Source organism: Rhodococcus sp. AG1013 (assembly GCF_003350365.1).
Lineage (GTDB): Bacteria > Actinomycetota > Actinomycetes > Mycobacteriales > Mycobacteriaceae > Prescottella.
Genome location: NZ_QQAT01000026.1, coordinates 30,387 through 53,820 on the forward strand (window position 1 = coordinate 30,387; position 23,434 = coordinate 53,820).

The window sequence follows — 23,434 nt, forward strand, 5'->3', positions numbered from 1 at the left end:
TGGTGATCTGCACCCTAACGCGGGGTGGTGGGCGGCGCTGGACCTGTGCTCACATCGGTCCACCCGATGTCGCCGCGAGGTCGTGCCGGTGCGCCCACGCGGCGACGTCGCCGCGCTCGAGCGCCACCGCCAGCAGGTCCGGGAACCGGTCCGGTGTGCACGCGAACGCCGGAACGCCCAGTGCGGCAAGTGCTGCCGCGTTGTCCCGGTCGAACGCCGGTGCGCCGTCGTCGGACAGGGCCAGCAGGACCACCACCTGGACCCCGGCGTCACGCATCGCGGCCACCCGCGAGAGCATCTCGGCGCGGATCCCGCCCTCGTACAGGTCGGAGATCAGCACGAACAACGACTCGGTCGGGCGGGTGATCAGCGACTGGCTGTACGCGATCGCGCGGTTGATGTCGGTGCCGCCGCCCAACTGGGTACCGAACAGCACGTCCACCGGATCGGACAGCCTGTCGGTGAGGTCCACCACCGCCGTGTCGAAGACCACCAGCGACGTGCGCAGCGCCCGCATGGATGCGAGGACCGCACCGAACACCGACGCGTACACCACGCTCGACGCCATCGACCCCGACTGGTCGATCGCCAGCACGACGTCGCGCTGCACCGCCTGGGATCGGCGGCCGTAGCCGATCAGCCGTTCCGGCACCACCGTCCGGTACTCCGGCAGATAGTGCTGCAGGTTCGCGCGGATCGTGCGGTGGAAATCCAGGTCGCGCAGCTTCGGATTGGTGGAGCGCGCCGCCCGGTTCAGGGCCCCGGTCACGGCGGAGCGGGTGGCCCGGGCCAGGCGTTCCTCGATGCCGCGCACCACCCGTTCCACCACGATCCGGGCGGTGGCCTTGGTGGCTTCCGGCATCACCCGGTTCAGGCTCAGCAGTGTCCCCACCAGGTGGACGTCCGGTTCGACGGCCTCGAGCAGCTCCGGTTCGAGGAGCAGCTGGGTCAGCCCGAGCCGTTCCATCGCGTCCCGCTGCATCACCTGCACCACCGAGGTGGGGAAGTAGGTACGGATGTCGCCGAGCCAGCGCGCCACGCGCGGTGCGGAGCCGCCGAGACCGGCACTGCGCCGGGGGTTTCCGTCCGCGGAGCCGCGGTCGTCGTACAGCGCGGACAGGGCCGAGTCCATCGCGGTGTCCGACGCCGATGCCAGTCCGCCGGTGGACTCCTCGGCGACGTCGCCGAGCAGCAGCCGCCAGCGGCGCATCCGCTCGTCGTCGATCGGTGTGGTCATGCCGGGATTCCCAGGATCAGGGCGGTGGCCGTCAGGGCGCGACCGCCGCGGTCGGTGTCGAGGGCACCGTCGGTGACGGCGGCCCGTTTCCCGTCGCGCAGCACCGCGCCGAGCGTGCGGCGTTCCGCGGGTCCGAACCCGCCGAAGGTGCGGCGCAACGCCGGCAGCGCGTCGACGAACTCGTCGGCGTGCAGCCCGGACACCCAGGCGTCGACGAGTGTGAGCAGGTCTCGGTCGTGGACGAACAGCAGTCCGCTGCCACCGGCGAAGCCGTCGATCCACCGGGCCTTCGCGGCGGCCGCGACACCGGCCGACAGCGCCCGACCGACCCGGGCGGTGGTCTCGGGGGTGTCGAGCCGGCCCACGTCGCGCAGCAGTCGCACGGTGCGGCCGGTGAGCAGCCCGTCGGCGTCGTCGCGTCCGGCCAGCGTCGTGAGGGTGTCGAACCACCGGTCGGTCGACGCGGGATCGTCGCGCAGGGTGAGCGCGGCGTGGACGGCGTCGAGCGCGTCGCGCAGCCCGTCCGCCGCGTCGGTGTCGAGACCGGTCACCGCCGCGGGCAGGCCCGCGCAGATGCGCACCAGCAGCGCGTCGACGACGTGGTCGAGCGCGGAGAGGTCGGTGCCGCGTACGTCGCCGTACCGGAGGGTGCGCACCAGCGGCGGCAGCGCCGCCATCAGGTGTGCGACGTCGTGGTCGAGGGCCGCCGCGGTGTCGACGGCGTCGAGCAGGTCCGCGACGGTGTCGCGCAGGTCGGCGAGCAGGGCCTGCTCGAGCAGCCCGGTCACCTCGGCCAGCGTGACGTCGGGCCGGGCGGCGCGGTCGCGCACCACCGCGTCGGCGGCGGTGGCGACGGTGGTGCCCCAGCGCGCCGCCTCCACCACCGCCACCGCGAGTTCGGGACGCCACCGCAGTTTCCACGATTCCCGGAACGTGCCGGTCGACCGCACCGTGGACTGGGTGGGCGCCGCCCACTCCACCTCGATCAACCGCAGCCGGTGCAGCAACTGCGACCGCTGCCGGTCGATGTCGGTGCGCAGATCCAGGTCCAGATCCTTGTCTGTCGGGGAACGCTTGAGCCGCAGCGACTTCGATCGGGCCTGCAGATCGGCCTCGAGCGGGACGGTCGGGGTGGAGTCGGGGACCTCGCCGAGGGACTCCCCGACGACCAGGCGCCGCGTCACCAGGTCGAGCAGCACTTCGTCGCCGTCGCACAGCACCGCGCGCGTGGCCTCGGTGACCTCCGCCAGTCCCGGCAGCGGCCGGTCCCGCAGGGCCGCCAGGGTGTCCGCGAGCCGGGTCGCCTCGATGACGTGTGCGCTCGACACCGGTAGGTCCTCGGCGCGCAGAACCCGCGCGACCCGGGTCAGCCACCGCGCGACCGTGTCGTCGGGGGCGGTGAACAGGTGCTCGTACCAGCCGGGGGAGACGATGCCCGCGCCGTAGCCGGACGCGATGGACAGCCGGGAGTGTGTCCACGGCACCCAGGTGAGCGACGCCTTGACCTTGGGGAGCCCGCGCAGCAGGCGGGCGTCCGGCGCGGCCGGGCCGAGTCTTCCGGCCAGGGCGGGCGCGTGCATCGCCCCGCACACCACCGCGATCCGCAGCGCACCCGCCTTGATCGTCGTGCGGAGCACCTGCCGCATGTGCGCTTCACGGCGCGCGGTGTGGTCGTCGAGCTCGACGCCGTCGCGCAGCGCCGCCATCGCCTCGGTGATCGCATCGAAGGCCGAGGCCGGGTCGTCTCCGTCGCCGGTATGATCTTCATCTTCGACTGCAGGGCAACGGGATTCGACGACGGTGTCCCACCACTGCTCGAAGTCGCCGTAACCGGCCGCCGCCGCGAGTGCGGTCAGCGGATCCGGCCGGGTGGCCTCGTCGGCGCCGCGGTCCGCGGCGAGCGCGAGCGTCGCCGGCAGGTCGCAGAACCGGACATCGGCGTCGTGGGTCACCGCCCAGTGCAACGCCTGCCACTCCGGCGAGAACACCGCCAGCGGCCAGAATGCCGCGCGCGCAGGATCGTTCGCAGCGTAGCCGAGCAGGGCCACCGGCGGCCGCAGCCCGTCGTCCGCGGCGAGTGGGACGAGCGCATCGGCGTCGGCCGGCCCCTCGATGAGCACCGTGTCCGGCTCGAACGCGTCGAGGGCGCGCAGCACGGCCCGCGCGGATCCGGGACCGTGGTGGCGGATGCCGAACACCCGCACCTGCGCGCCGGCGGTCGCGGTGGTCACCCGGTCACCTCGCGGCACGCCCGGTAGAAGTCGTCCCATTCGGTGCGGTGGCGCACCACGGCTTCGAGGTATTCGGTCCACACCACCCGGTCGGCCACCGGGTCCTTGAGGACGGAGCCGAGGATGCCGGCGGCGACGTCCGCCGGTCGCAGGGTGCCGTCACCGAAGTGCGCGGCCAGGGCGAGACCGTTGGTCATCACGGAGATCGCCTCGGCGGTGGACAGCGTGCCCGACGGGGACTTGAGCTTGGTGCGCCCGTCGGCGGTGACACCGTCGCGCAGTTCCCGGAACACGGTGACGACGCGGCGGATCTCCTCCGCGGCGGCCGGTACCGGCGGTAGTTCCAGTGCGGCGCCGAGCTGTTCGACGCGACGGACCACGATCGCGACCTCGTCGTCGGCGCTCGCCGGCAGCGGCAGCACGACGGTGTTGAAGCGGCGACGCAGCGCCGACGACAGGTCGTTGACGCCGCGGTCGCGGTCGTTGGCGGTGGCGATGACGTTGAACCCCTTCGCCGCCTGCACCTCGGTCCCGAGTTCCGGAACGGGCAGGGTCTTCTCGGACAGGATGGTGATGAGCGCGTCCTGCACGTCGGCGGGGATACGGGTCAGTTCCTCGACCCGGGCGATGGCGCCGTCGCGCATCGCGGTCATCACCGGCGACGGCACCACCGCGGCGGGCGTGGGGCCCTCGGCGAGCAGTCGCGCATAGTTCCAGCCGTAACGCACCGCCTCCTCCGCGGTGCCGGCGGTGCCCTGCACCAGTCGCGTCGACTCGCCGGAGATCGCCGCGGCCAGATGTTCGGACACCCATGTCTTCGCGGTGCCGGGCACGCCGAGCAGGAGCAGGGCGCGGTCGGTGGCGAGGGTCGCGACCGCCACCTCCATCAGGCGGCGCGGACCGATGTACTTCGGGGTGATCACGGTGCCGTCGGCCAGTGCGCCGCCGAGGAGGTACGTCACCACGGCGTGCGGCGACAGGCGCCACGACGGCGGCCGGGGGCGGTCGTCGGCCGCGGCGAGCGCCGCGAGTTCGTGTGCGTACTGCTGCTCGGCGTGGGGGCGCAGCAGTGCGGGCTCGGTGGTCAGGGTGTCGGTCACGTCAGCTCCTCGTGAAGGTGTCGGCGGTGGGTGAGGATGTCGGCGGCGGCCGCGAACAGGGCCAGTCGATCGAGGTCCCCGGTGCGGGTCGCGGCGTCGGACAGGACCGACTCGAACTCGAACGGCGCGCGGTGCCCGAGCAGGTCCACCGGGTGCCGCACCCGGGCCGTCTGGTCCCGGGACGCGTACACCGCCCGGAGCACCGCGGCGGTCACGTCGTGCGGCCACGGGGCAGGCAGCGCCTCGAGCAGGCTCGCGTCCGGCAGCACCCCGTCGGGGGTGGCGAGCAGGTGCGCGACGACGACGTCGCGCGGCACGTGCGCGGCCACCGGCGCGGCGACGGTGCCCTCGCGGCGCAGCAACGCCACCGCCCAGGCAGGGTCGCGCTGCGCGGCGACGGCAGCCGACCACGCGTGCTCGAGCTCCGACCTGAACGGTTCGGCCACCGTCAGATGCGGCAGATCCTCTGGGGTGACACCGATCTCGGGCCACACCGACAGCGGTGCGGCCTGTACGGCCAGGGTCAGCACGACGTCCGGGCGCCGCGCGGTGCGGTCGTCGAGGCCGTCCCGCCCTGCGGCGTCGTCGAGGCGGTCGGGCAGGGCCGCGGTGACCACCCCGTCGGCGACCTCGATCCACTCCCGCAGGCGCCGCGCCATCCGCTGTCCGTACGCGGAGTGCGGCAGCTGACGCAGCAGCCCCGCCGCGGCCTGCCGCACGCGTCGGCTGCGGTCGTCGAGGGCCTGCTCGAGCAGGGGTTCGTCGTCAGGGCCGATGCCGACGGCGAGTTCGGAGACCAGGGCGGCGCGTGAGTCGGCGTTCTCGGACCGCCACGCCGCCGACAGTCGCGAGGTCGCCGCGGCCGGGTCGCTGCGGCGCAGGGCCGCGAACCATCGCCGCCGCACGGCGGGGGTGCCGTGCCGCCAGTCCTCGTCGTCGGACGGGTCCGGGTCACGTAGCGCTGCCCAGTCGAGGTTGCGGGCGGCGAGCCATTGTCCGCGCGGTCCCGCGAGCGCGACCAGTCGCTCCCGGTGCGGGGTGGGGCGGACCGCGGCGCCGAGCACCTCGACGAGCATCTCCGGCGGGGATCGGAAACCTGCAGCGGCATCGAACCATTCGGGCAGCAGCGGGGAGTCGACGACGAGCAGGGAACGCAGTCGCGCCGCGGCCGCCGCCGGCAGCAGCGGACGCGGATCGTCGGGGGCGGGTGCCGGTATCGCTCCTGTCGTCGGTGCGCTTGCCCCGGCGAGGAACACCGACTCCAGCGCCGCCGCCGCGAGAAGCGTCGGAGCAGGCTCGCCGTCGAGGGCCGTCGCCGCGGTTGCGGTGTGCAGGCCGGACAGCGGCGTCGTCGATCTCGCGGTCCCGAGAAGTGCTGTCGCCGTGAGGGACTCCGGATAGGGACGGATCATGCGGCGATCACCGTGCCGGCGTCGAACACGGATGCGGGCAGCAGTGCGGTGCCGGTCCAGTCGCCGCACACGGTGACCGGGTGGCCGCCGGAGACGGCGAGCAGCTGCCATCGTCCCGTGTCGTCGCCGCCGACCGGGAGGGCCCGCCCGGTACGGTCGACGACGTGCCAGGTTCCTGCGGTGACGGTGGGGGTGACGTCGGCGAGGAGCATCGGCCACGCGCGGATCCACGGGTCGGCGGCGAGTGCGGTGGTGTAGCTGTCGAGGGCGGTGACCGGGTCGGTGGCGCCGGGCAGGGTCGTGAACGGTTCCGGGGCGGCGTGCTGGGTGCCCAGTTGCGCACGTAGCGGTGCGGCGCCGGGGTAGTAATGCAGGTCGGCGTCGATGAGAGTTCCCGGAATCGGTGCAGCCGTAGTGAATTGGGCGCTGCCGTGGGCGAAGTCGAGGAGCAGTGCCCAGCGGCCGGAGTCGCGTCCGCGCAGCCACGCCCGGCGGGTAACCAGACGCCCCTCCTCGGCGGTGCGGACCGCCAGTACCTGCCAGCGGTCGCGCACGGCGGGCTCGGCGCGCACCTCGTCGGCGCGCACGGGCACCCCGAGGTGTGTCTGCACCGAGCGATTCAGCGGTTCCGGCAGCCGGCCGCGGTCCCGAAACGCGCGGATCAGCAGGTGCAGGCGCGCGTACTCGGTCAGCAGCGGCGCCGGCCAGTCCGGGTCGGTGGCGACGAGCGTCGGCAGCGCGCGCAGGGTGGCGGCGGCGCCGGGGGCCTGCGCGTCGACCATGCGGGCGGCGATCGCGTCGTAGGCGGCGGCGTCGTGGGCGACGGAGCCCAGGCCGGCGACGATCCGATCGGTCAGCCACCGGTCCAGCTCGTCGAGACCGGCGGCGATCCGCTCGGTGCGGCGCTCGGTGGTGGCCGGATCGGGTGCCGCCTTTGGGGATGCCTCGGGGGTGGCCGCCGCGCGGGCGGCCCGGGTCGCGAGCCAGTCGGTGACGAACTCGGGGGCGTCGGCGGTCGGCACGGCACCGTCTGACCAGCGCAGCAGCAGGCTCACGGCGTGCTTGCACGGGAACTTGCGGCTGGGGCACGAGCAGCGGTACGCGGGGCCGGTGAGGTCGACCGCCGCGAGGTACGGATTCTTGCCGCTGCCGCCGCACGACCCCCACAGAGCGGTGTCGGTGCGGCCGGTGTCGGCCCATTTCGTCGCCAGCCCGCGGGCAGCCGACAGTGACGCCGCATCGGGTGCGGCGGCCGCGACCTGCGCGGAAGACCAGGGTTCTGTCACGTCAGCAAAACGTACGGCAGATGCCCGACAAGATGCCAAGCGCGCAGGCCGTCCGTGGGCTTCGTCACGCAGGGCGTTACCGTGGTCGGCGAGTGTCCTGGGGAGGAGACATATGTACGGGGAGGGTCGTCTGGCGTTGCCGCCGGTTCCGGATCGGGAGACCGGTGAGCCGCGTCCGCCCGCGGCGCCGGGAGGGTCGAGGGGGACGAACGCGTTGTCCTCCGGACCCGTTCCGGATGCGCATCCTCGTGTCCCCGACCATCTGGGCCCGATGCTGGAGTGGTCGCTACCGAATCGCAGGTTCCGTCTGCAGATGAGCTTCGCCGCGGTGGCGCTCGGGGTCGTCTATTCGACCGCGTGGACGGCTTCGCCTGGCTGTCGAATTGGCAGCTTTGGGCGTTCCTGGTTGCCTTTGGTGTCTTCGCGTACTGGCGTTTCGGCGGGCAGGAGTGGCGGGCGGCCGGCGCGGTGTGGTTCCAGGCGGGAAAGTCCTGGGCGAACACCTACGAGCTCGTCGAGGTCAAGGTCTCCGGGGGAAACCGCCCCACCTTGGAACTGAGGGATTCGTCGGGTCGACAAGCCGTGACGGCATTGGAAGATATTCGAGCAAGTCCGCGAACATGGGATCTCGTCTACAACGGCATTTTGCATTCGGCGGCCTCGGGCGACTGTTATGTGAGTGCGTCGGCGCGGAAGGCGTTGAAGCTGCCGTCGGTGGTCGTGACGGTGGATGGCTCTTCGGGTGATCGGATCCGATCAACTCGTCGACGGTCGGCGCGGGACGTGGCAGGGGGAGGCGTGATCTCGCGCGGGAACGGAGTCGTGCGGTGGCCTGATGAATGGCCGCGATCCGTGATCTCGATCTGGCTCGCGGCACCGCTGGCAGTTGCTTTCGTGTCCGGTGGTGTGGCACTTCTCAGTGTCACGGCTGGGCTGCCGGCGCAGTAATCAGCATGTGGTTCTTCGCGATTGGGGCGATGTTCCTGTCGGCGTGTGGACGGCCCAGGCCGTCGGCGCTGTCGGGGCGGGTGCGGGTCGAGAAGCTGGTCCCGAGCACCGGGGAGATCATTGACAGCGGCACGCCCGGGATCCTGATCCCGGCGTCTCGTTGGTTCTGGTTCCGGAATCTATCGATCTCACTCGTGGTGCTGCTCGCCGGACCGGCCTTCACGTTCATGTACATCGATCCGGAGTCCGATATCCCGCTTCCTGTCATGGTCGGCGCGTGGATCTTCACCCTGTTCGGGATCTGGTTCGCCGGTGTGACTTTGCTCCCCGGAGGCGGCTTTCGTCCCCGAATCCACCTGTCGAGAGAAGGCATGTTCGTGAGCAGCAACACCTCGTGCGCGTTCACGCGGTGGACCTCGGCGGACTCCGCAACCGCGACCCGTCAGGGGAGGGTGAGGACCATCGCGGTGAGCGGCGGCTACCCCGCGGCCGTCAAGCGACGGCGCTGGGGCCGCGACAACCTGGTCGAGTACCCGGACATAAACGTCAGCGCCCTGTCCTTCGATATCGACAGCGCCCTGCTCCTCGAGGTCCTGGACCGAGCTGTCGGGGACGAACCGGGCTGGCGGGACAAGCTCGGGAACGGCGAGGCGCTGCGGGAGTTGAAGTCCCTCCACTCCCAGGTGAACGCGCGATAGGGATGCAGGTGGGGTCAGCTGGTTGGGCAGTCGACATGCCGATCCGGCCGCGGGCTATGGTCTGGGCGAATTCGTTGCTGCCTACCGCAGAGGGAGTACTCGATGTCCATGACCGAGGTTTCCGCCGACCACCCGTACAGCCCGGCGTTCGTGGCCGCGGGGCTCGTATTCGTCTCCGGCGCACTGTCCGTCGATGCGACGGGGGTTCCGGTGCCCGGCCGCATGGCAGCGCTCGACGCTGCGGTCGACCGGATGGTCGAGCGACTGGCGACGGTCGGCGACGAACTGAAGGACGTCGTCAAGCTCACCTACTTCGTGACCGACCTGTCGCTGCGCGAGGAGGCGAACCGACAGTTCGAGCGTCTCTTCGACGCTCCGCGTCCCGCCCGCACCTTCGTCGAGGTGAGCGGGCTCCCTTACGGCGCGACGGTTGAGATCGACGCCGTCGCGGCGGTCGACGCGCGCGCCTGAGACCGGACGGCCAGCGCGGGCGACGCGGCGTCGGCGACCGATCGAGCCGAAACCCTGGCCACACCCGGACAGATGAGTGACACTGAAAGTGACACATATCTGGGGAGGGTGAAGCTGTGGAGCGGAACACGCAGTACGACGCCGTGATCGTCGGTGCCGGTTTCGGCGGGATGGGTGCGGCGATCGCGCTGAACCAGCTCGGCCTGACGAACCTGGCGATACTCGAACGCGAGGACGACCTCGGCGGCACGTGGCACGTCAACCGCTACCCGGGCCTGGCCGTGGACATCGCCTCGGTCACCTACTCGTACTCCTTCGAGCCGAATCCGTACTGGTCACGGCTGTTCGCGCCGGGCGCCGAACTCAAGCGGTACGCCGAGCACGTCGCCGACAAGTACGACCTGCGCCGGTACATGCGGTTCCGGACGGTCGTCACCGGCGCCTGCTGGGACGAGACCGCCCGGCACTGGGTGGTGTCTCTCGAGAGCGGCGAACAGGTGACCGGGCGCTACCTGCTCACCGCGACCGGATTCCTGTCGCAGCCGCAGCTGCCGGACATCGACGGAATCGACACGTTCTCCGGTCACGTCCTGCACACCACCGCGTGGGAGGACGGTATCGACCTGGCCGGGTCGCGGGCCGCGATCATCGGTACCGGTGCGACCGCCGTCCAGTTGATCCCTGAGGTCGCCCGGAAGGCGAGCGAACTCACCGTCTACCAGCGCACCCCGATCTGGGTGGTGCCGAAGGCCGACGTTCCGATTCCCGGTGTCGTGCAACGACTCTTCTCGCGTGTTCCGGCGACGCAACGTGTGGCCCGCTTCGTCAGCGACACGATCCTCGAGGGCATCATGGTCAGCGCGGTGCTGCACTACCGGCAGGCGAAGATCCTCAACAAGGGGGCCGCGGCGGCGTCACGGCTGTTCCTGCGCGCACAGGTGCCCGACGCCGATCTGCGCCGCAAACTGACCCCCGACTACGACTTCGGGTGCAAGCGACCCACGTTCTCCAACAGCTACTACCGGACCTTCACGAAGAAGAACGTGAGCCTCGAGACGACGTCGATCGCACGGATCGAACCCGACGCGATCGTCACCACCGATGGCCGTCGCACCGAGATCGACACCCTGATCCTGGCAACCGGGTTCAACCTGTGGGACGTGAACTTCCCTGCCATCGAGGTCATCGGACGCGACGGCCTCAACCTCGGGAAGTGGTGGCGCGACAACCGCTTCCAGGCGTACGAGGGCGTCGCGGTGCCGAAGTTCCCGAACTTCCTCACCCTCGCGAGCCCGTACTCGTACAGCGGACTGTCGTACTTCACCACGATCGAGTCGCAGATGGCGCACATGACACGACTACTGACCGAGATGCGCCGCCGGGGCACCGACGTCTTCGAGGTGACCGAGGACGCCAACGCCCGGTTCCTCGACCGGATGACGGCGAACCTCGACGACTCCGTCTTCTACGGTGGCAGATGCGGCTCGGCGCGGTCGTACTACTTCAACCAACACGGTGAGGCCGCCCTGCTGCGTCCGACGTCGACGGCCAACGCGTTCACGGAGGCGCGGAGCTTCCCGCTCGGCGACTACGACTTCTCCGCGTCGGACCCGACACCGGTGCGGTAGCGGCGGGGTTGCGGAGGTCGCTCTCGGACGCACGCCCTGGACCGGATTTCGTGTGGCGCTGTGGCAGTGGTTTCGTGGCTGCCTCAGGCGGGGGAAGCGCAGAGCCGTCGGTGGCCGGTTCTATACAGTTCTGTCTGGGTGTCGTCGAGCAGAACAATTGTGCGCCTGACCGCCGTCGTAAATGCGCCATGCAGCACGAGAGAGACAGTGATGAGTGAAATCAATCCGGCCGCAAGCGATGAGAACTTCGAACTGCTGCGCCGCGAACCGTTCTTCGAGGTAGCAGTCGACCTGATCGCCGGCTACCTCGCCTCGGCGTTCGACGATCCGGCGTCGGGCGAGGTGGACGAGTGGACACTGACGTGTCTCCCGACGACGAACAAGACCGCCGAGAGTGAACGTCTCTTCACGCTCAACATCGGACCGATGGAAGTGCTCTACGTGGAGCGCTACACCGAAAACGGCGAGACCGTCGACTACCGCACCGTGCTGTACACGTCGTTGTCCGCGCTGATGCGCGGCACCGGGTACAGCCTCGACGGCCTCACGATGGCAAACCCGTTGCTGCGCTTCCGTGAACCCGACCTGGCCTCCGCGGACGGCGACGGCGTGGTGATCGACTGGTTCCTCTCCGACGAGGGCGCGGACGACCAGTTCTTCGAGCTTCCCCTCGACGAGACGACCATCCGCCCGCTCGCCGAGCGACTTGTCGGCAAGGGTCGAGGCCCGTACGCGCAGTATCACAATCGACGGTTCGCGCAGCATGTGCTCGACGTGATGACAGAAGAGGCCTGACATGACGATTCGTCTTCCGAAGGTCCTCGCGTCCGGTGACGACGGCGCCGCAGTCGAGGTGTTGCAGCAGTACTTCCGCGCGCCGTGGGTGAAGACCGGCCGGCTGCGCAGCGGCGCGCTGTGGGACGAATGGGATTCCAGCGGAACCCGCGAGCGCGACGTCGACGTCTTCACCGCCGACGACCTGGTCGCCGTCACCCTGCTCTCGGTTGCGGTATCCCCGGACGGCGCCGACATCATCCTGCGCGAGCGCCGCGACGAGTTCGCCGAGCTGCTGCGGGAGGTCGGCGCCGACCGCGACCTCGTCGACGAAGCGGACGAGATGACCCCCGAGTCGCCGGCGTGGCGGCTGGAGACTGCGCTGTGGACGGTCCCCAGCGTCGGGCGGACCGTGGCGTCGAAGCTGATCGCGCGCAAGCGGCCGCGGCTGTACCCCATCTACGACCGCGTCGTCGGCGAGGTTCTCGACACCAAGAAGGCGCACCTCAACCCCGTCCGGCAGGCCCTGCGGGACAACGACCGCGAACTGCACAACCGGCTCGTCGCGTTGCGGGAACGGGCGGAGTTGCCGGCCGCGGTCCCGGCCATCCGGATTCTCGACGTGCTTGCGTGGATGCAACTGAAGGCACCGGGCTGATGCGGAGGTTGCTATCCGCGACAGGCCGTACGACGCGCATCCGGTTCCGGGAACTTCTGTCGAGGATCTCGACATTAGATTGGTGACAGCAGGATTGGCTGTCTCCAGTGGTGACCGCGGCGGCACGACCTACCATCTGGCGCCAGACCTCGTCGACGGCGCCGTGCGCGCGGTACCCAAAGTCGAGATTCTCGAGCTCGCCGTTTCCATGGGGCTCAAGCAGCATCAGGTCAAGTATGCACTTGGAAAGCTGATCGACAGCGGGGCGGAGTGATCCCTTTCCGAAGCGGGCAGGACCAGGAGCTTTGTAGGTCAGTGAGGGTTGCCCAGCGTGAGTGTATATACACTGACAGTCACTGTATATACACTGTGGCGTGCGATTCATGCAGTGATGCTCGGAAAGGGGACCGGTGGACGCAGCGAAGCTGGCTTCTGTGGTCGCGACGTTGCGGAAGGCCGGAACCGACACCGCTCTGTCGAAGTGAAGAGCGCCGCGACGAAGATCGGGGCAAGCCTCTGGCCGACGCTGAGTGCATTCAGTAACACTGTTGGTGGTCTGGTCATCCTGGGGCTGGATGAGAAGACCGGATTTACTCCGGTACCCGGATTCGATGCCTCAAGGGTCGTCGAACAAGTCAAAGAGGCCGCGCGGCCGAGACGCCGACCGGGCGGAGTGGGACTCGCTCTCCGAGCAGAGGGTCGCCGAGATCATCGAGAACCTCGCACCGCTGCCGACCACGGTGCGCGATACCGACGAGCTGGCCAAGAGGTTCGACCTGATCGTCCTGCGCGGCCAGTTGGCGGTCGTGCACGCCGACGGCACCCTGCCCAAGTTCGAGGCGCCGATCCGGCAGGTCGCCGACGGCCTGCTCGACGAGGGGCTGAACATCCCGAAGGTGCGCGACTACCTGCGGCGGCAGCCCGACAACCTGGCGCTGTCGAAGGTCCGCCACGGCAAACCGCTCACGACCGCGGACCCCGCCTCGCTCGAGGAGATGCTCGCCCGCAGTGGTGCCGGTGAGCCGCAGGATCTGGAACGCGCGGTCGAGAATGCCAAGGGACTGGCCCGATTCATCCGCTCACTCGTGGGCCTTGATCAGCAGTCCGCCGCCGAGGCGTTCGCGGAGTTCCTGCACGGCAAGACTGCGACGGCGGACCAGATCGATTTCGTGAATCTGATCATCTCCCACCTGACACGGCACGGCGAGATGGATCCGTCGCTGCTGTTCGAGTCGCCGTTCACCGACAAGGCGCCGCACGGACCCGGGCAGGTATTCGGCGACGACCAGGTGATGCGCCTGGTCCAGGTGATCCGGTCGATCAACGAGTCCGTCGACACCACCGACGCCGCCAGCGCCTGATCCGACCCGCGGCTGTCCCCAGCAGTCACGGTGGCACCCAGGATCGCCGCCGGCGGGAGACTGTGGCGGGTTCGCGGGTGGTTCACCCGACGGACTCGACCTTCGTGTATACCCGATCTTTGACCCGATATGTCCGCATCGACCACTTTCACATCGAAGGAGCCGTAACGCCGTGACCGCACCGCTGACCAAGGGGCAGAACGCCCCGATCACTGCCGGCGACGTCGTCGTCCTGCTCGATCTGACCGCGGCCGCTGATTTGTCGGCTCTTCTGGTCACCGCGAACGGGAAGGTTCGCTCCGACGCCGACTTCGTCTTCTTCAACCAGCCGAGCGGTCCTGGCGTGCAGCTGCAGCCGGGCCCGCCCGGTCAGGCTGCAACGCTGCGCGTTTCACTCGCGTCGGTGCCCGCCGACATCGACCAGATTCGTACCGTCATCACCCTCGAGGACGCCACGTCGACGTTCGGTCGCTATGGCGCTCCGACCGCGCGTCTGGCCGATGCCAACGGAAACACACTGTACGAGTATCGGATCGACGGCCTCGACACCGAGTCGATCGTGATCGCACTCGAGCTGTACCGGCGACAGGGCGGGTGGAAGGTACGCGCCGTCGGGCAGGGATACGCGGGCGGTTTCGCCGCGCTGGTCACCGACCACGGCGTCTCGGTGGACGACGAACCGGCCGCTCCTGCGGCTCCTGTCGCGCCGCCGGCGCCCCCCGCGCCGCCTGCGGCTGCGCCGGCCCCTGCCGCGCCGCCGGTTCACCCGGCGCCCCCGGCCGCGGGTGCCGAAGTCAGCCTCGTGAAGGGCCGCCCGGTCAGCCTGACCAAGGGCCAGAAGGTGAGCCTGCGCAAGGACGGCGGGGTGGCCCTCACCATGGTGAGCATGGGCCTGGGTTGGGATCCGATCGAGAAGCGAGGAATGTTCGGCAGCCGCGCCGTCGACGTCGACCTCGACGCCTCGGCCGTCCTGATCGCCGACAACCAGATCGTCGACGTCGCGTACTACGGGCAGCTTCGGTCCAAGGATGGCTCGATTCTTCACGAGGGCGACAACCTCACCGGCGTCGGTGACGGTGACGACGAGGTGATCCATGTCGACCTGACGCGGGTACCGCCGTACATCACCACGGTCATCTTCCTGGTCACCTCCTACAAGGGGCACACCTTCGAGCAGGTCAAGAACGCCTTCTGCCGGCTCGTCGACGCCACCACGAGCAGCGAACTCGCCCGATACACCCTGCAGGGTGGCATGCCATTCACGGGCATGGTCATGGCCAAGGTGTTCCGGTCGGGCGGTGACTGGAAGCTCGAAGCGATCGGCGAGGGAATCCAGGCCCGGCACGCCGGCGAGGCCGCACCCCAACTGCACCGGTTCATCGGCGCGTAGAGGACCGACAGTGCACCTGACGCCTGGACAGAACACCGTGCTGTCGACCGCGACTCTGCGGTTCACCGCCAACAGCGCAACTGCACTCGACGTGTCGGCCCTGGTGACCGATTCCTCGCTCCGTGCACTGTCGTCCGACGACTTCGTGTTCTACAACCAACCACGGACGAGCGGAGTCCATCTGGGACCGGACGGCGTCGAGATCGATCTCGACGCCGTCCACCCCGATGCCGGCGCCGTGCTCTGCATCGCGAGCGTCGACCCGAACGCTGCCCCCGATGCGGCTTTCACCCAGCTCACCGCGACGCTGCACGACCACAGCGGAGCGCCTGTCGCCACCGTCGACGTCGGCTGCAGATCCGCTGAATCGGCAGTGATCTGTTGGGAGCTGTACCGGCGAGCCGGGCAGTGGAAGGTCCGCGCAGTCGGGCAGGGATACAACGACGGGCTTGCGGGCCTGATCACTCGGCACGGCGTGGACGTCGACGACAACGCGAGTGAACAACCCGCGGCGCAGATGGCAGCCCCAACCACCGCATACGCGCCGATCGAGCCGCTCGACCCGGACAGGATCGTCGAACGGTTCGGGATGATCCAGGAAGACGCTGCTCGCTCGGCCGGTGCCCTTATCGCCGCGCGCCAGTTCGCAGAGTCCCGCCTCGACGACGAGATGACCGCGGCGGTAGCCGATCCCGCCACCCGCAACAGCCCGGAAGCGGGGCAGGCGAGGGCACGAGCGCAGCAGCGACATGACACGGTCGTCGAAGAGGCCTTCATCCGATACCGCCGAGACAGCGCCCACCTCGAGGCTGAACTCCAAGCCGTCGGACCGATGCTGCCGCGACCGTTCGCAGACTGGAACTCTCCAGCCTGGACCAACCTCAGTGCAGGTGGCGGAACCGCAGACGGAATCCGCATCGGGGAACTGTCAGCCCCCCAGTGTGGTCCACTGCGAATCCCGGTGTGTCTGCCGTTCCCACTCCGGCAGCCGCTTCGAATCATCGGCCCGGACACACCCGGAACTTCAGCCGTCGTCTTCGCTGTCGCACTGCGGATGTTGGCCTCCTACGACGACATTGCCCTCGATATCGTCGATCTCAGCGGCGGACTTCGACCGCTGACGTCCGCGCTGTCCCATCGTCCCCACGGAACCACGATCGCAGGTGTCGACGAAGTAGCCGCCTACCTCGAGTCGATCTCCGCGTCGGTCGAACTCGGCATACTCGACGGGGCCGGCGGAGTCCGATGTTCCGCACGTCCCCAGCGGCTTCTCGTTCTGAACCACTTCCCGTTCGGCTACGAGCAGCGGCACTGGCCGGCGATCGCGTTCCTCGCAGAGCATGGCCCGTCGATGGGTGTTTCGATGGTGATCGTGGGCGAAGATTTCTCCTCCGTCGAGGCGATCGACAGCGACCTCGTCCACCGCAGCTACGCCCTTCCGGCCGCGGACCGATCCGAGTGGTGTGACCCGTGGACCTTCAACGACTGGACCTTCACCCCCGATCAGATACCGGCCGACGCCAACCGCCTGGCACAAGTGCTCGCGCACTTCGCGGACCGGTAGCAGGTGCGGTCGGCACCTGTTCTTGGGTCGACGCTGGACTGTGCTGAGTTCTCGGGTGGTGGATCAGCGGCCGGGAGCGACCGCCGTGATGGCCTGTGTGTTCGACTGTTCGGTGGCGTCGAAGCTCGCCGCGATCTTCTCGAACACCGACTGCATCTGCTCGACGACGGTGATGTGATCGGCCAGAGCCTGATCGAGCGGGTAGGCGCCGCCGGACGCCTTCTGCTCGAACTTGCGGGCCAGCGCGACTCCGGAGGGGAGGATGCCGAGGCCGTCGACACGGCTGAGTCCAGCGGCTCCGCGCTTGATCCGATCGAGTTCCCTGACCATTTCGGCGCAGCGTTGCGCACACTGCTCGGCAACGCCAGGTTCCAAGTAGAGAAGACCCGCATCGACCTGATCACCGAGTGCACTCCACGAGTTGCTGTTCACAGCGTCGGCCGTCCTGTCAGTTGGGGATCGTCGGAGCGAGGACCTGGGCGTTTCGAATGGCGAGGGGGCACGGGCCTTCAGGTGGAGTTCTTCCGACGAAGTAGCCCGATTTGATCATCACGGTGTCGGTTCCAGAACTGAACATGACATCGCAGTACTCATTGCGAGTGTCGGATGCCTCGCGGAAGGTGAAGGCCTTCCGGCCGCCCAGATCGACGGGAGTGAAGTCGGTGAAGCGGTCGTTCTCTCGGACCTCGTCGAGGGTGCGTGCCGCAATGAACACCGTTACCGCTGTGCTTTCACCGCCCCAATCGCACAGATTCCACCCTGGCTGTTTGACCCCGAGGATGTCGCGCGTCTCTGACGCCGGATCCACCCCCGCCGCTCGCAGCGCCTCGTCCGGGATGCTGCACGGGTCGAATGCCGGTTCTGCGGCCCCGGGTATCGCCGGGTCGGCCTGACCCTCGACGCTGGTCGATCCGCAGCCGGCCAGGCCCAGAACCCCGACCGCGGCGACGGCAACGGCACTCCACCGTCCCACAGACCTCACGTTTCCCCTCTCGTTCGGCGACGATCCGCTCATTGGATCAGACGCACGGTGACCCCCCTCGGTTCCACCGAAGATCTCCACTGACGACCGGTGACCCGGGCGCCGCCACGGATTCGACACCGGAGTCCTGAGCCATCCCGGCTAGGTTCTGCTCGTGACTTCTACCTCCGGCGCCTACTCCGGCCGGCCGCTGCGCCTCCCCGCTCCGCCGACCGTGGAGAACATGCCTGCCCTCGCGCAGGCATGTTCGCACTCGGTTCGCGCCAACACCGGACACGACCTGCCCTTCACGCTCGCATCTGCACGCGATGTCGACGCCTTCCTCGGCGAGATCCGCGACCAGGAGGGCGGTGGCGACTACCTCGCCGAACTCGTGTTCAAGTTCGGCGCCTACCTCGGCGAACTGCTGGTCCGCCACGCCGGAGGGAGGTGGGTCGAGCCGCCCACCGAGATCGGTGGCTGGCCCGGCATCGAACTGCCTGACGGGACCTTCGCGGACCCCATCGGCAAGGCGTTCAAGCGCGTCGACAACGGCTCCGAGGACGCCGTGCAGTCGTTCGTCGACGTGGCGGTCGACCTCGCCCGCCCTGCCCCGAAGCGGCGCTGGTTCGGGCGGTCACGGTAGCCGCTGCGCGGCAAGCGGTTCGAAGTCGACCTCGGTCGCGCCGAACAACGTCGCGGATTCCGCCCGCAGCACCGGCGCCGCAGCATCCAGCGACGGTCCGAGCAGCCGCAGCGAATTCATCCGCTGCGAGCAGTACACCGGGAACTCGCCTCGCTCGTCACGAGCGGCGGTGTCCCACAACAGCACATCGCCGTTCTCGCTGATGGCGAAAACCTGGAGCGAGTCGACGAGCGCCCAGTTGCCGTCCGGCTCGATCATCCAGTCGAACTCCTCGACCTGCCCGTCGCGGTAGGCCTTCGCTCGTGAGGATCGCGCTCCTGGCCTGGCAGCTGCGGCGTAGCCGCCCCGCACGGGCGGGTACACGAGCCAGAGCCCGAACAGCCTGCCCCAGCCCAGTTCTCGCACGAAGGCCCGGTACGAGTCGGGAAACCCCGCGCCGTCGGGGAACCGGAAGGTATCGAGGAAGTCGACGTCGATGTGGGTATCAGGCGCGCGCACCCGGACGGTTCTCTTCGGCGTCGGAATCGGCGCGGATGAGTCCATCGCCGTACCGATCGGCATCCTCGACGGCGAGTCCGGAGTCCGTGATGATCAGGTCGACTTCGCCGAGCGCGGCCACCCGCGTCAGTGCTCTGTGTCCGAACTTCGAACTGTCTGCGACGACGGCCGAGCGGGCGGATGCCGCGATCATGGCCCGTTTGATCGGGACCTCGAGGGTGTTCGTATTGGTGACCCCGGCGGTGGGATCGATGGCGTCGGCCCCGAGGAATGCCCAGTCGACGGAGTAGTCGGCGAGGAACTCCACCGAACGCTCGCCGACCAGCGTGAATACCGACCCGAGGAGTTCTCCGCCGGTCACCAGCAGGCGCACCTCCGGGAACGTGGCGACGTACTTTCCGATGCGCAGGTCGTTGGTGATGATCGTCAGCTCGGACCTGTGCCGCAGCGCGGCCGCGACCTGGTAGGTGGTGGAGCCGCTGTCGAGAATGACGCTCGCGCCGTCGCTCACGAGGTCCGCGGCCGCACGAGCGATGGCGATCTTCTCGGCCCTGTGATCGCTCTCCTTGACCGCGTAGGGGATCTCGGACATCGCACCGGCGATCGGCCGCGCGCCACCGTGTGTCCGTTCGGCTTTGCCGAGTCGGACGAGAGCGTCCAGATCGCGCCGGATGGTGGACGCGTCCACGCAGAGCTCCCGCGACAGCGCCTTTGCCTCGACGTAGCCGTCTGCCACGAGCCTGCGAAGTATGTCCTCGCGCCGCTGTGCACTCCCGGACAAGCCAGTTCCTCCTCGGACGGTGCCCGCCGTTGCCGACCGGGCGGGCTGGTCGATTGTAACTTCCGGGCTGCGCAGATATTGACAGATCAGGCAACGGTTTGCATGATTTCACGCAACGGATGCGCGAATTCGTGCAATCCGATTTCTGTCCGGATGGCGTGTCGATTCCGAGGAGTGCCAATGCAGATGGGTCTGATCGGCCTGGGCCGGATGGGCGCGAACATGCGCGAACGCATACGCGGCGCCGGGCACGACGTCGTCGGGTTCGATCCCGGAACCACCGCGAGTGACGTGGAGTCGCTCCAGGAACTGGTTGCCCGGCTGGCGACTCCACGGGTGGTGTGGGTGATGGTTCCGGCAGGCGAGCCGACTCGCACCGTGATCGAACAGCTGAGTCACCTGCTCGGGGCCGGCGATCTCGTCATAGACGGGGGAAACTCGCGCTTCACCGACGACAAGGATCATTGTGAGTTGCTGGGCGACAGGGGAATCGCCTATCTCGATTGCGGTGTGTCCGGGGGTGTTTGGGGTCTGCAGGAGGGGTATGGCCTGATGGTCGGCGGTGCAGCGGGCGACGTCGCGCGCGCCATGCCGATCTTCGACGCCCTGCGGCCCGCCGGCGAACACGCCGAGGGGTTCGTCCATGCCGGACCCGTCGGTGCCGGGCACTACGCGAAGATGGTGCACAACGCCGTCGAGTACGGGCTCATGCAGTCTTACGCGGAGGGCTACGAACTCCTTGCTGCCGAGCCTCTCATCACCGACGTCGGCGCCGTGCTGAAGGCCTGGCAGCGGGGGACCGTGGTGCGCTCGTGGCTGTTGGAGTTGCTGGTGGCCGCGGACAGCGATGATCCGGGGTTCGAATGCCTGACGGGCTACACCGACGACTCCGGTGAGGGGCGCTGGGCCGTCGAGGAAGCGATCGCGCACGCGGTACCCGCGCCGGTGATATCGGCGGCGTTGTTCGCCAGATTCTCCTCGCGCCAACCCGATTCCCCGGCGATGAAGGCGGTCTCGGCGCTGCGCAACCAGTTCGGTGGACACGATGTACGTCTGAAGGAGTTGTCGGCATGAACCTGCGGTTGGGGTACAAGGCATCCGCGGAGCAGTTCGGCCCGCGGCAGTTGGTGGAGTTGGGTGTGCTGGCCGAGGCCCACGGGATGGACTCGGCGACGGTGTCGGATCATTTTCAGCCGTGGCGGCACGAGGGTGGTCATGCGCCCTTCTCTCTTGCGTGGATGACGGCCGTGGGGGAGCGGACATCGCACCTGATGTTGGGGACGTCGGTGATGACTCCGACGTTCCGGTACAACCCGGCGGTGGTGGCGCAGGCGTTCGCGACGATGGGCTGCCTCTACCCGGGGCGGGTCATGCTGGGCGTGGGTACGGGTGAGGCGCTGAACGAGATCGCGACCGGATTCGCCGGGCCGTGGCCGGAATTCAAGGAACGGTTCGCGCGGCTGCGGGAGGCCGTCCGGTTGATGCGGGAACTGTGGTCGGGGAACCGAGTGGATTTCGAGGGGGAGTTCTACCGGACGACGGGTGCATCGATCTATGACGTGCCCGAGGGCGGCATACCGGTGTACATCGCGGCGGGTGGTCCGGTGGTGGCACGGTATGCGGGCCGGTCGGGCGACGGGTTCATCTGTACGTCGGGTAAGGGGATGGAGTTGTACACCGACAAGCTGATGCCCGCGGTCGCGGAGGGGGCGGACACCGCAGGACGCGACATCGCCGCGATCGACAGGATGATCGAGATCAAGATTTCCTACGACACGGATCTGGAACTGGCACTGGAGAATACGCGGTTCTGGGCGCCGTTGTCGTTGACGGCGGAGCAGAAGCACAGCATCGATGATCCGATCGAGATGGAGAAGGCGGCGAATGCGTTGCCGATCGAGCAGGTGGCCAAGCGGTGGATCGTGGCATCGGATCCGGACGAGGCGGTGGCGCAGATCCAGCCGTACATCGACGCGGGGTTGAACCACCTCGTCTTCCACGCGCCGGGCCACGATCAGAAGAGGTTCCTCGAGCTGTTCGAGAAGGACCTCGCTCCACGACTGCGTGCCCTCGCATGATCGGAGTCGATGTCACGAAATCCGCGTTGTGGCAGGAGCTCACGGTGCATCAGTCCACGATCGCGTCGACCGATCTGCGCTCGCTGTTCGCGTCGGACCCGAGCCGCGGCCGTCGCCTCACCGTGAACGCCGGCGATCTCTACATCGACTTCAGTAAGCACCTCGTCACAGCGGAGACGCTCGACCTGTTGACCGCGCTGGCACGATCGGCCGGTGTCGAACGGTGCCGTGAGGCGATGTTCGACGGCAAGCGCATCAACAGCACCGAGGATCGGGCGGTGCTGCACACGGCACTGCGAGCGTCTCGGGGCGCACGACTGGTCGTCGACGGAGAGCACGTTGTCGACGACGTGCATGAGGTTCTCGACCGAATGGCAGACTTTGCCGATCGCGTCCGATCCGGCCGGTGGCGCGGCGCAACGGGCCGTCGAATCCGATCCGTCGTGAACATCGGAATCGGTGGATCCGACCTCGGCCCCGCCATGGCGTACCGCGCTTTGCGGTCCTGTGTCGACGGTCCGGAAGTGCGCTTCGTGTCGAACGTCGACCCCGCAGACCTGGCCTCCGCGCTGGCCGGGTTCGAGCCGGAAACCACTCTCTTCGTGGTGGTTTCGAAGACCTTCTCGACTCTGGAAACCCTGACCAATGCAACCGCGGCGCGCCGTTGGTTGACGAACGTGCTCGGGGAGGACGCTGTACCCCTGCACTTCGTCGCGGTATCGAGCGATGTCGAACGAGTCGAAGCGTTCGGCATCGATCGAGCGAACATGTTCGGCTTCTGGGACTGGGTCGGCGGCCGCTACTCGTTGGGATCGGCCGTCGGACTCAGTCTCATGGTCGCGATCGGGCCCGAACAGTTCGGCGAGTTCCTGACCGGGTTCAGGCGAATGGATCAGCATTTCCGCACCGCGCCGCTCGAATCGAACGCGCCGGTGCTGCTCGGACTGCTCGGTGTCTGGTATGCGAGCTTCTTCGGTGCCGACACACACGCGGTACTGCCGTACGCGAACGACCTCGCGAGGTTCCCGGCGTATCTCCAGCAGCTGGTGATGGAGTCCAACGGCAAGTCGGTCCGATCCGACGGCACCGGTGTGGGCACCCGGACCGGCGAAATCTACTGGGGTGAGCCCGGAACGAACGGGCAGCACGCCTTCCATCAGCTTCTCCATCAAGGCACCCGTCTGGTTCCCGTGGATTTCATCGGGTTCGTGAATTCGGCAGCCGGCGTCACGGAAGTCGACCCCGACGGGTCGATGCACGATGTGCTGGTCGCGAACATGTTCGCCCAGGCGAAGGTCCTGGCGTTCGGCCGCTCCGCGGCGGAGATCGAGTCCGAAGGTGTTGCGCAGGAACTCGTTCCGCACAAGATCATGTCCGGGAACCGCCCGTCGACGACGATCCTCGCGCCCCGGCTCACACCCTCGGTCCTCGGACAGTTGATCGCGCTCTACGAGCACCTGGTCTTCGTGCAGGGAACGATATGGGGCATCAACTCTTTCGACCAGTGGGGTGTCGAACTCGGCAAGAAGGCTGCACTCGAGTTGACGGCCGACCTGTGCGATGTCGGCGTCGCGGTCTCCGATGGGGACACTTCCACGACAGAGCTGATGGGGGTCTACCGGCGGGAGCGGGACAGCGTGCGGTGCCCGCACTGACGGCAGGCACAGCGAAACGCCCGGGGGCCGTCGAACCGTTTCGGTCGGCGACCCCCG

The 23,434-nt window shown here is 68.5% G+C and carries 23 protein-coding genes; 14 read left to right on the forward strand and 9 right to left on the reverse strand.

Translation table 11 applies throughout. The annotated features are described in order from the left end of the window. Positions 1 to 49 precede the first annotated feature (49 nt). From DEU38_RS24565 to DEU38_RS24585, 5 genes are read right to left on the reverse strand one after another with little or no spacing between them, the layout of a single operon-like run. Positions 50 to 1,237 carry a VWA domain-containing protein gene (locus DEU38_RS24565; protein ID WP_114724001.1) on the reverse strand — a complete coding sequence of 396 codons (1,188 nt, stop codon included), beginning with the start codon at positions 1,235 to 1,237 and terminating at the stop codon, positions 50 to 52. Then, the gene (locus DEU38_RS24570; RefSeq protein ID WP_114724002.1) at positions 1,234 to 3,507 is read right to left on the reverse strand and encodes a DUF5682 family protein; all 2,274 of its coding nucleotides are present in this window, start codon (positions 3,505 to 3,507) and stop codon (positions 1,234 to 1,236) included. The genes DEU38_RS24565 and DEU38_RS24570 overlap by 4 nt, the downstream gene beginning before the upstream one ends. Further along, positions 3,465 to 4,568, reverse strand: coding sequence for an AAA family ATPase (locus DEU38_RS24575; protein WP_114724003.1), 1,104 nt, complete (start codon positions 4,566 to 4,568; stop codon positions 3,465 to 3,467). The genes DEU38_RS24570 and DEU38_RS24575 overlap by 43 nt, the downstream gene beginning before the upstream one ends. Next, entirely contained in the window at positions 4,565 to 5,980 is a 1,416-nt protein-coding gene (locus DEU38_RS24580) for a DUF5691 domain-containing protein (RefSeq protein WP_258558140.1), read from the reverse strand. Before DEU38_RS24580 ends, DEU38_RS24575 begins: the two co-directional genes overlap by 4 nt. Then, positions 5,977 to 7,266, reverse strand: a complete 1,290-nt coding sequence (locus DEU38_RS24585; RefSeq protein ID WP_114724004.1) for an SWIM zinc finger family protein — start codon at positions 7,264 to 7,266, stop codon at positions 5,977 to 5,979. The genes DEU38_RS24580 and DEU38_RS24585 overlap by 4 nt, the downstream gene beginning before the upstream one ends. A gap of 357 nt (positions 7,267 to 7,623) precedes the next feature. Between DEU38_RS24585 and DEU38_RS24590 the strand changes: the two genes are divergently transcribed. The 10 genes from DEU38_RS24590 (at position 7,624) to DEU38_RS24635 (ending at position 16,758) form a co-directional block, all read left to right on the forward strand. Continuing rightward, positions 7,624 to 8,214 carry a hypothetical protein gene (locus tag DEU38_RS24590; RefSeq protein ID WP_114724005.1) on the forward strand — a complete coding sequence of 197 codons (591 nt, stop codon included), beginning with the start codon at positions 7,624 to 7,626 and terminating at the stop codon, positions 8,212 to 8,214. 5 nt (positions 8,215 to 8,219) lie between these two features. Next, positions 8,220 to 8,912 (forward strand): hypothetical protein, encoded by a 693-nt coding sequence (locus DEU38_RS24595; RefSeq protein ID WP_114724006.1) that lies wholly within the window; start codon positions 8,220 to 8,222, stop codon positions 8,910 to 8,912. A gap of 102 nt (positions 8,913 to 9,014) precedes the next feature. Then, on the forward strand, positions 9,015 to 9,383 hold the full coding sequence (locus DEU38_RS24600) for a RidA family protein (RefSeq protein WP_114724007.1): 369 nt from the start codon (positions 9,015 to 9,017) through the stop codon (positions 9,381 to 9,383). A 170-nt stretch (positions 9,384 to 9,553) separates the two neighbouring features. Beyond that, the gene (locus tag DEU38_RS24605; RefSeq protein ID WP_258558149.1) at positions 9,554 to 11,011 is read left to right on the forward strand and encodes an NAD(P)/FAD-dependent oxidoreductase; all 1,458 of its coding nucleotides are present in this window, start codon (positions 9,554 to 9,556) and stop codon (positions 11,009 to 11,011) included. A 210-nt stretch (positions 11,012 to 11,221) separates the two neighbouring features. Continuing rightward, positions 11,222 to 11,806: a hypothetical protein gene (locus tag DEU38_RS24610; protein ID WP_114724009.1), complete on the forward strand. Its 585-nt coding sequence runs from the start codon at positions 11,222 to 11,224 to the stop codon at positions 11,804 to 11,806. A gap of 1 nt (position 11,807) precedes the next feature. Then, a complete protein-coding gene (locus DEU38_RS24615; protein WP_114724010.1) occupies positions 11,808 to 12,443 on the forward strand; it encodes a DUF6308 family protein in 636 nt (211 codons plus the stop codon). An 82-nt stretch (positions 12,444 to 12,525) separates the two neighbouring features. Further along, a complete protein-coding gene (locus tag DEU38_RS24620) occupies positions 12,526 to 12,717 on the forward strand; it encodes a hypothetical protein (protein WP_147283585.1) in 192 nt (63 codons plus the stop codon). 337 nt (positions 12,718 to 13,054) lie between these two features. Continuing rightward, positions 13,055 to 13,804: a type I restriction-modification enzyme R subunit C-terminal domain-containing protein gene (locus DEU38_RS24625; RefSeq protein WP_309473116.1), complete on the forward strand. Its 750-nt coding sequence runs from the start codon at positions 13,055 to 13,057 to the stop codon at positions 13,802 to 13,804. 172 nt (positions 13,805 to 13,976) lie between these two features. Further along, positions 13,977 to 15,194: a TerD family protein gene (locus tag DEU38_RS24630; RefSeq protein ID WP_114724013.1), complete on the forward strand. Its 1,218-nt coding sequence runs from the start codon at positions 13,977 to 13,979 to the stop codon at positions 15,192 to 15,194. Positions 15,195 to 15,204: 10 nt separating this feature from the next. After that, positions 15,205 to 16,758 carry a TerD family protein gene (locus tag DEU38_RS24635; RefSeq protein ID WP_181818932.1) on the forward strand — a complete coding sequence of 518 codons (1,554 nt, stop codon included), beginning with the start codon at positions 15,205 to 15,207 and terminating at the stop codon, positions 16,756 to 16,758. Between the two features lie 63 nt (positions 16,759 to 16,821). Here the strand turns inward: DEU38_RS24635 and DEU38_RS24640 are convergent, their stop codons facing one another. Continuing rightward, positions 16,822 to 17,088: a hypothetical protein gene (locus DEU38_RS24640; protein WP_258558141.1), complete on the reverse strand. Its 267-nt coding sequence runs from the start codon at positions 17,086 to 17,088 to the stop codon at positions 16,822 to 16,824. A 118-nt stretch (positions 17,089 to 17,206) separates the two neighbouring features. Then, on the reverse strand, positions 17,207 to 17,740 hold the full coding sequence (locus DEU38_RS24645; protein WP_258558142.1) for a DUF3558 domain-containing protein: 534 nt from the start codon (positions 17,738 to 17,740) through the stop codon (positions 17,207 to 17,209). Between the two features lie 154 nt (positions 17,741 to 17,894). Between DEU38_RS24645 and DEU38_RS24650 the strand changes: the two genes are divergently transcribed. Continuing rightward, the gene (locus tag DEU38_RS24650) at positions 17,895 to 18,365 is read left to right on the forward strand and encodes a hypothetical protein (RefSeq protein ID WP_147283586.1); all 471 of its coding nucleotides are present in this window, start codon (positions 17,895 to 17,897) and stop codon (positions 18,363 to 18,365) included. Here DEU38_RS24650 and DEU38_RS24655 read toward each other — a convergent pair. Then, entirely contained in the window at positions 18,357 to 18,863 is a 507-nt protein-coding gene (locus tag DEU38_RS24655; protein WP_114724018.1) for an SMI1/KNR4 family protein, read from the reverse strand. The genes DEU38_RS24650 and DEU38_RS24655 overlap by 9 nt on opposite strands. Next, a complete protein-coding gene (locus DEU38_RS24660; RefSeq protein WP_114724019.1) occupies positions 18,850 to 19,644 on the reverse strand; it encodes a DeoR/GlpR family DNA-binding transcription regulator in 795 nt (264 codons plus the stop codon). The genes DEU38_RS24655 and DEU38_RS24660 overlap by 14 nt, the downstream gene beginning before the upstream one ends. 180 nt (positions 19,645 to 19,824) lie before the next feature. On the opposite strand from DEU38_RS24660, the gene gnd reads away from it, so the two are divergent. From gnd to pgi, 3 genes are read left to right on the forward strand one after another with little or no spacing between them, the layout of a single operon-like run. Further along, complete coding sequence (gene gnd / locus DEU38_RS24665) at positions 19,825 to 20,718, forward strand: phosphogluconate dehydrogenase (NAD(+)-dependent, decarboxylating) (protein WP_114724020.1); 894 nt, start codon at positions 19,825 to 19,827, stop codon at positions 20,716 to 20,718. Next, a complete protein-coding gene (gene fgd, locus DEU38_RS24670; protein ID WP_114724021.1) occupies positions 20,715 to 21,722 on the forward strand; it encodes a glucose-6-phosphate dehydrogenase (coenzyme-F420) in 1,008 nt (335 codons plus the stop codon). Before gnd ends, fgd begins: the two co-directional genes overlap by 4 nt. Continuing rightward, a complete protein-coding gene (gene pgi, locus DEU38_RS24675) occupies positions 21,722 to 23,377 on the forward strand; it encodes a glucose-6-phosphate isomerase (RefSeq protein WP_114724052.1) in 1,656 nt (551 codons plus the stop codon). The genes fgd and pgi overlap by 1 nt, the downstream gene beginning before the upstream one ends. Positions 23,378 to 23,434 lie beyond the last annotated feature (57 nt).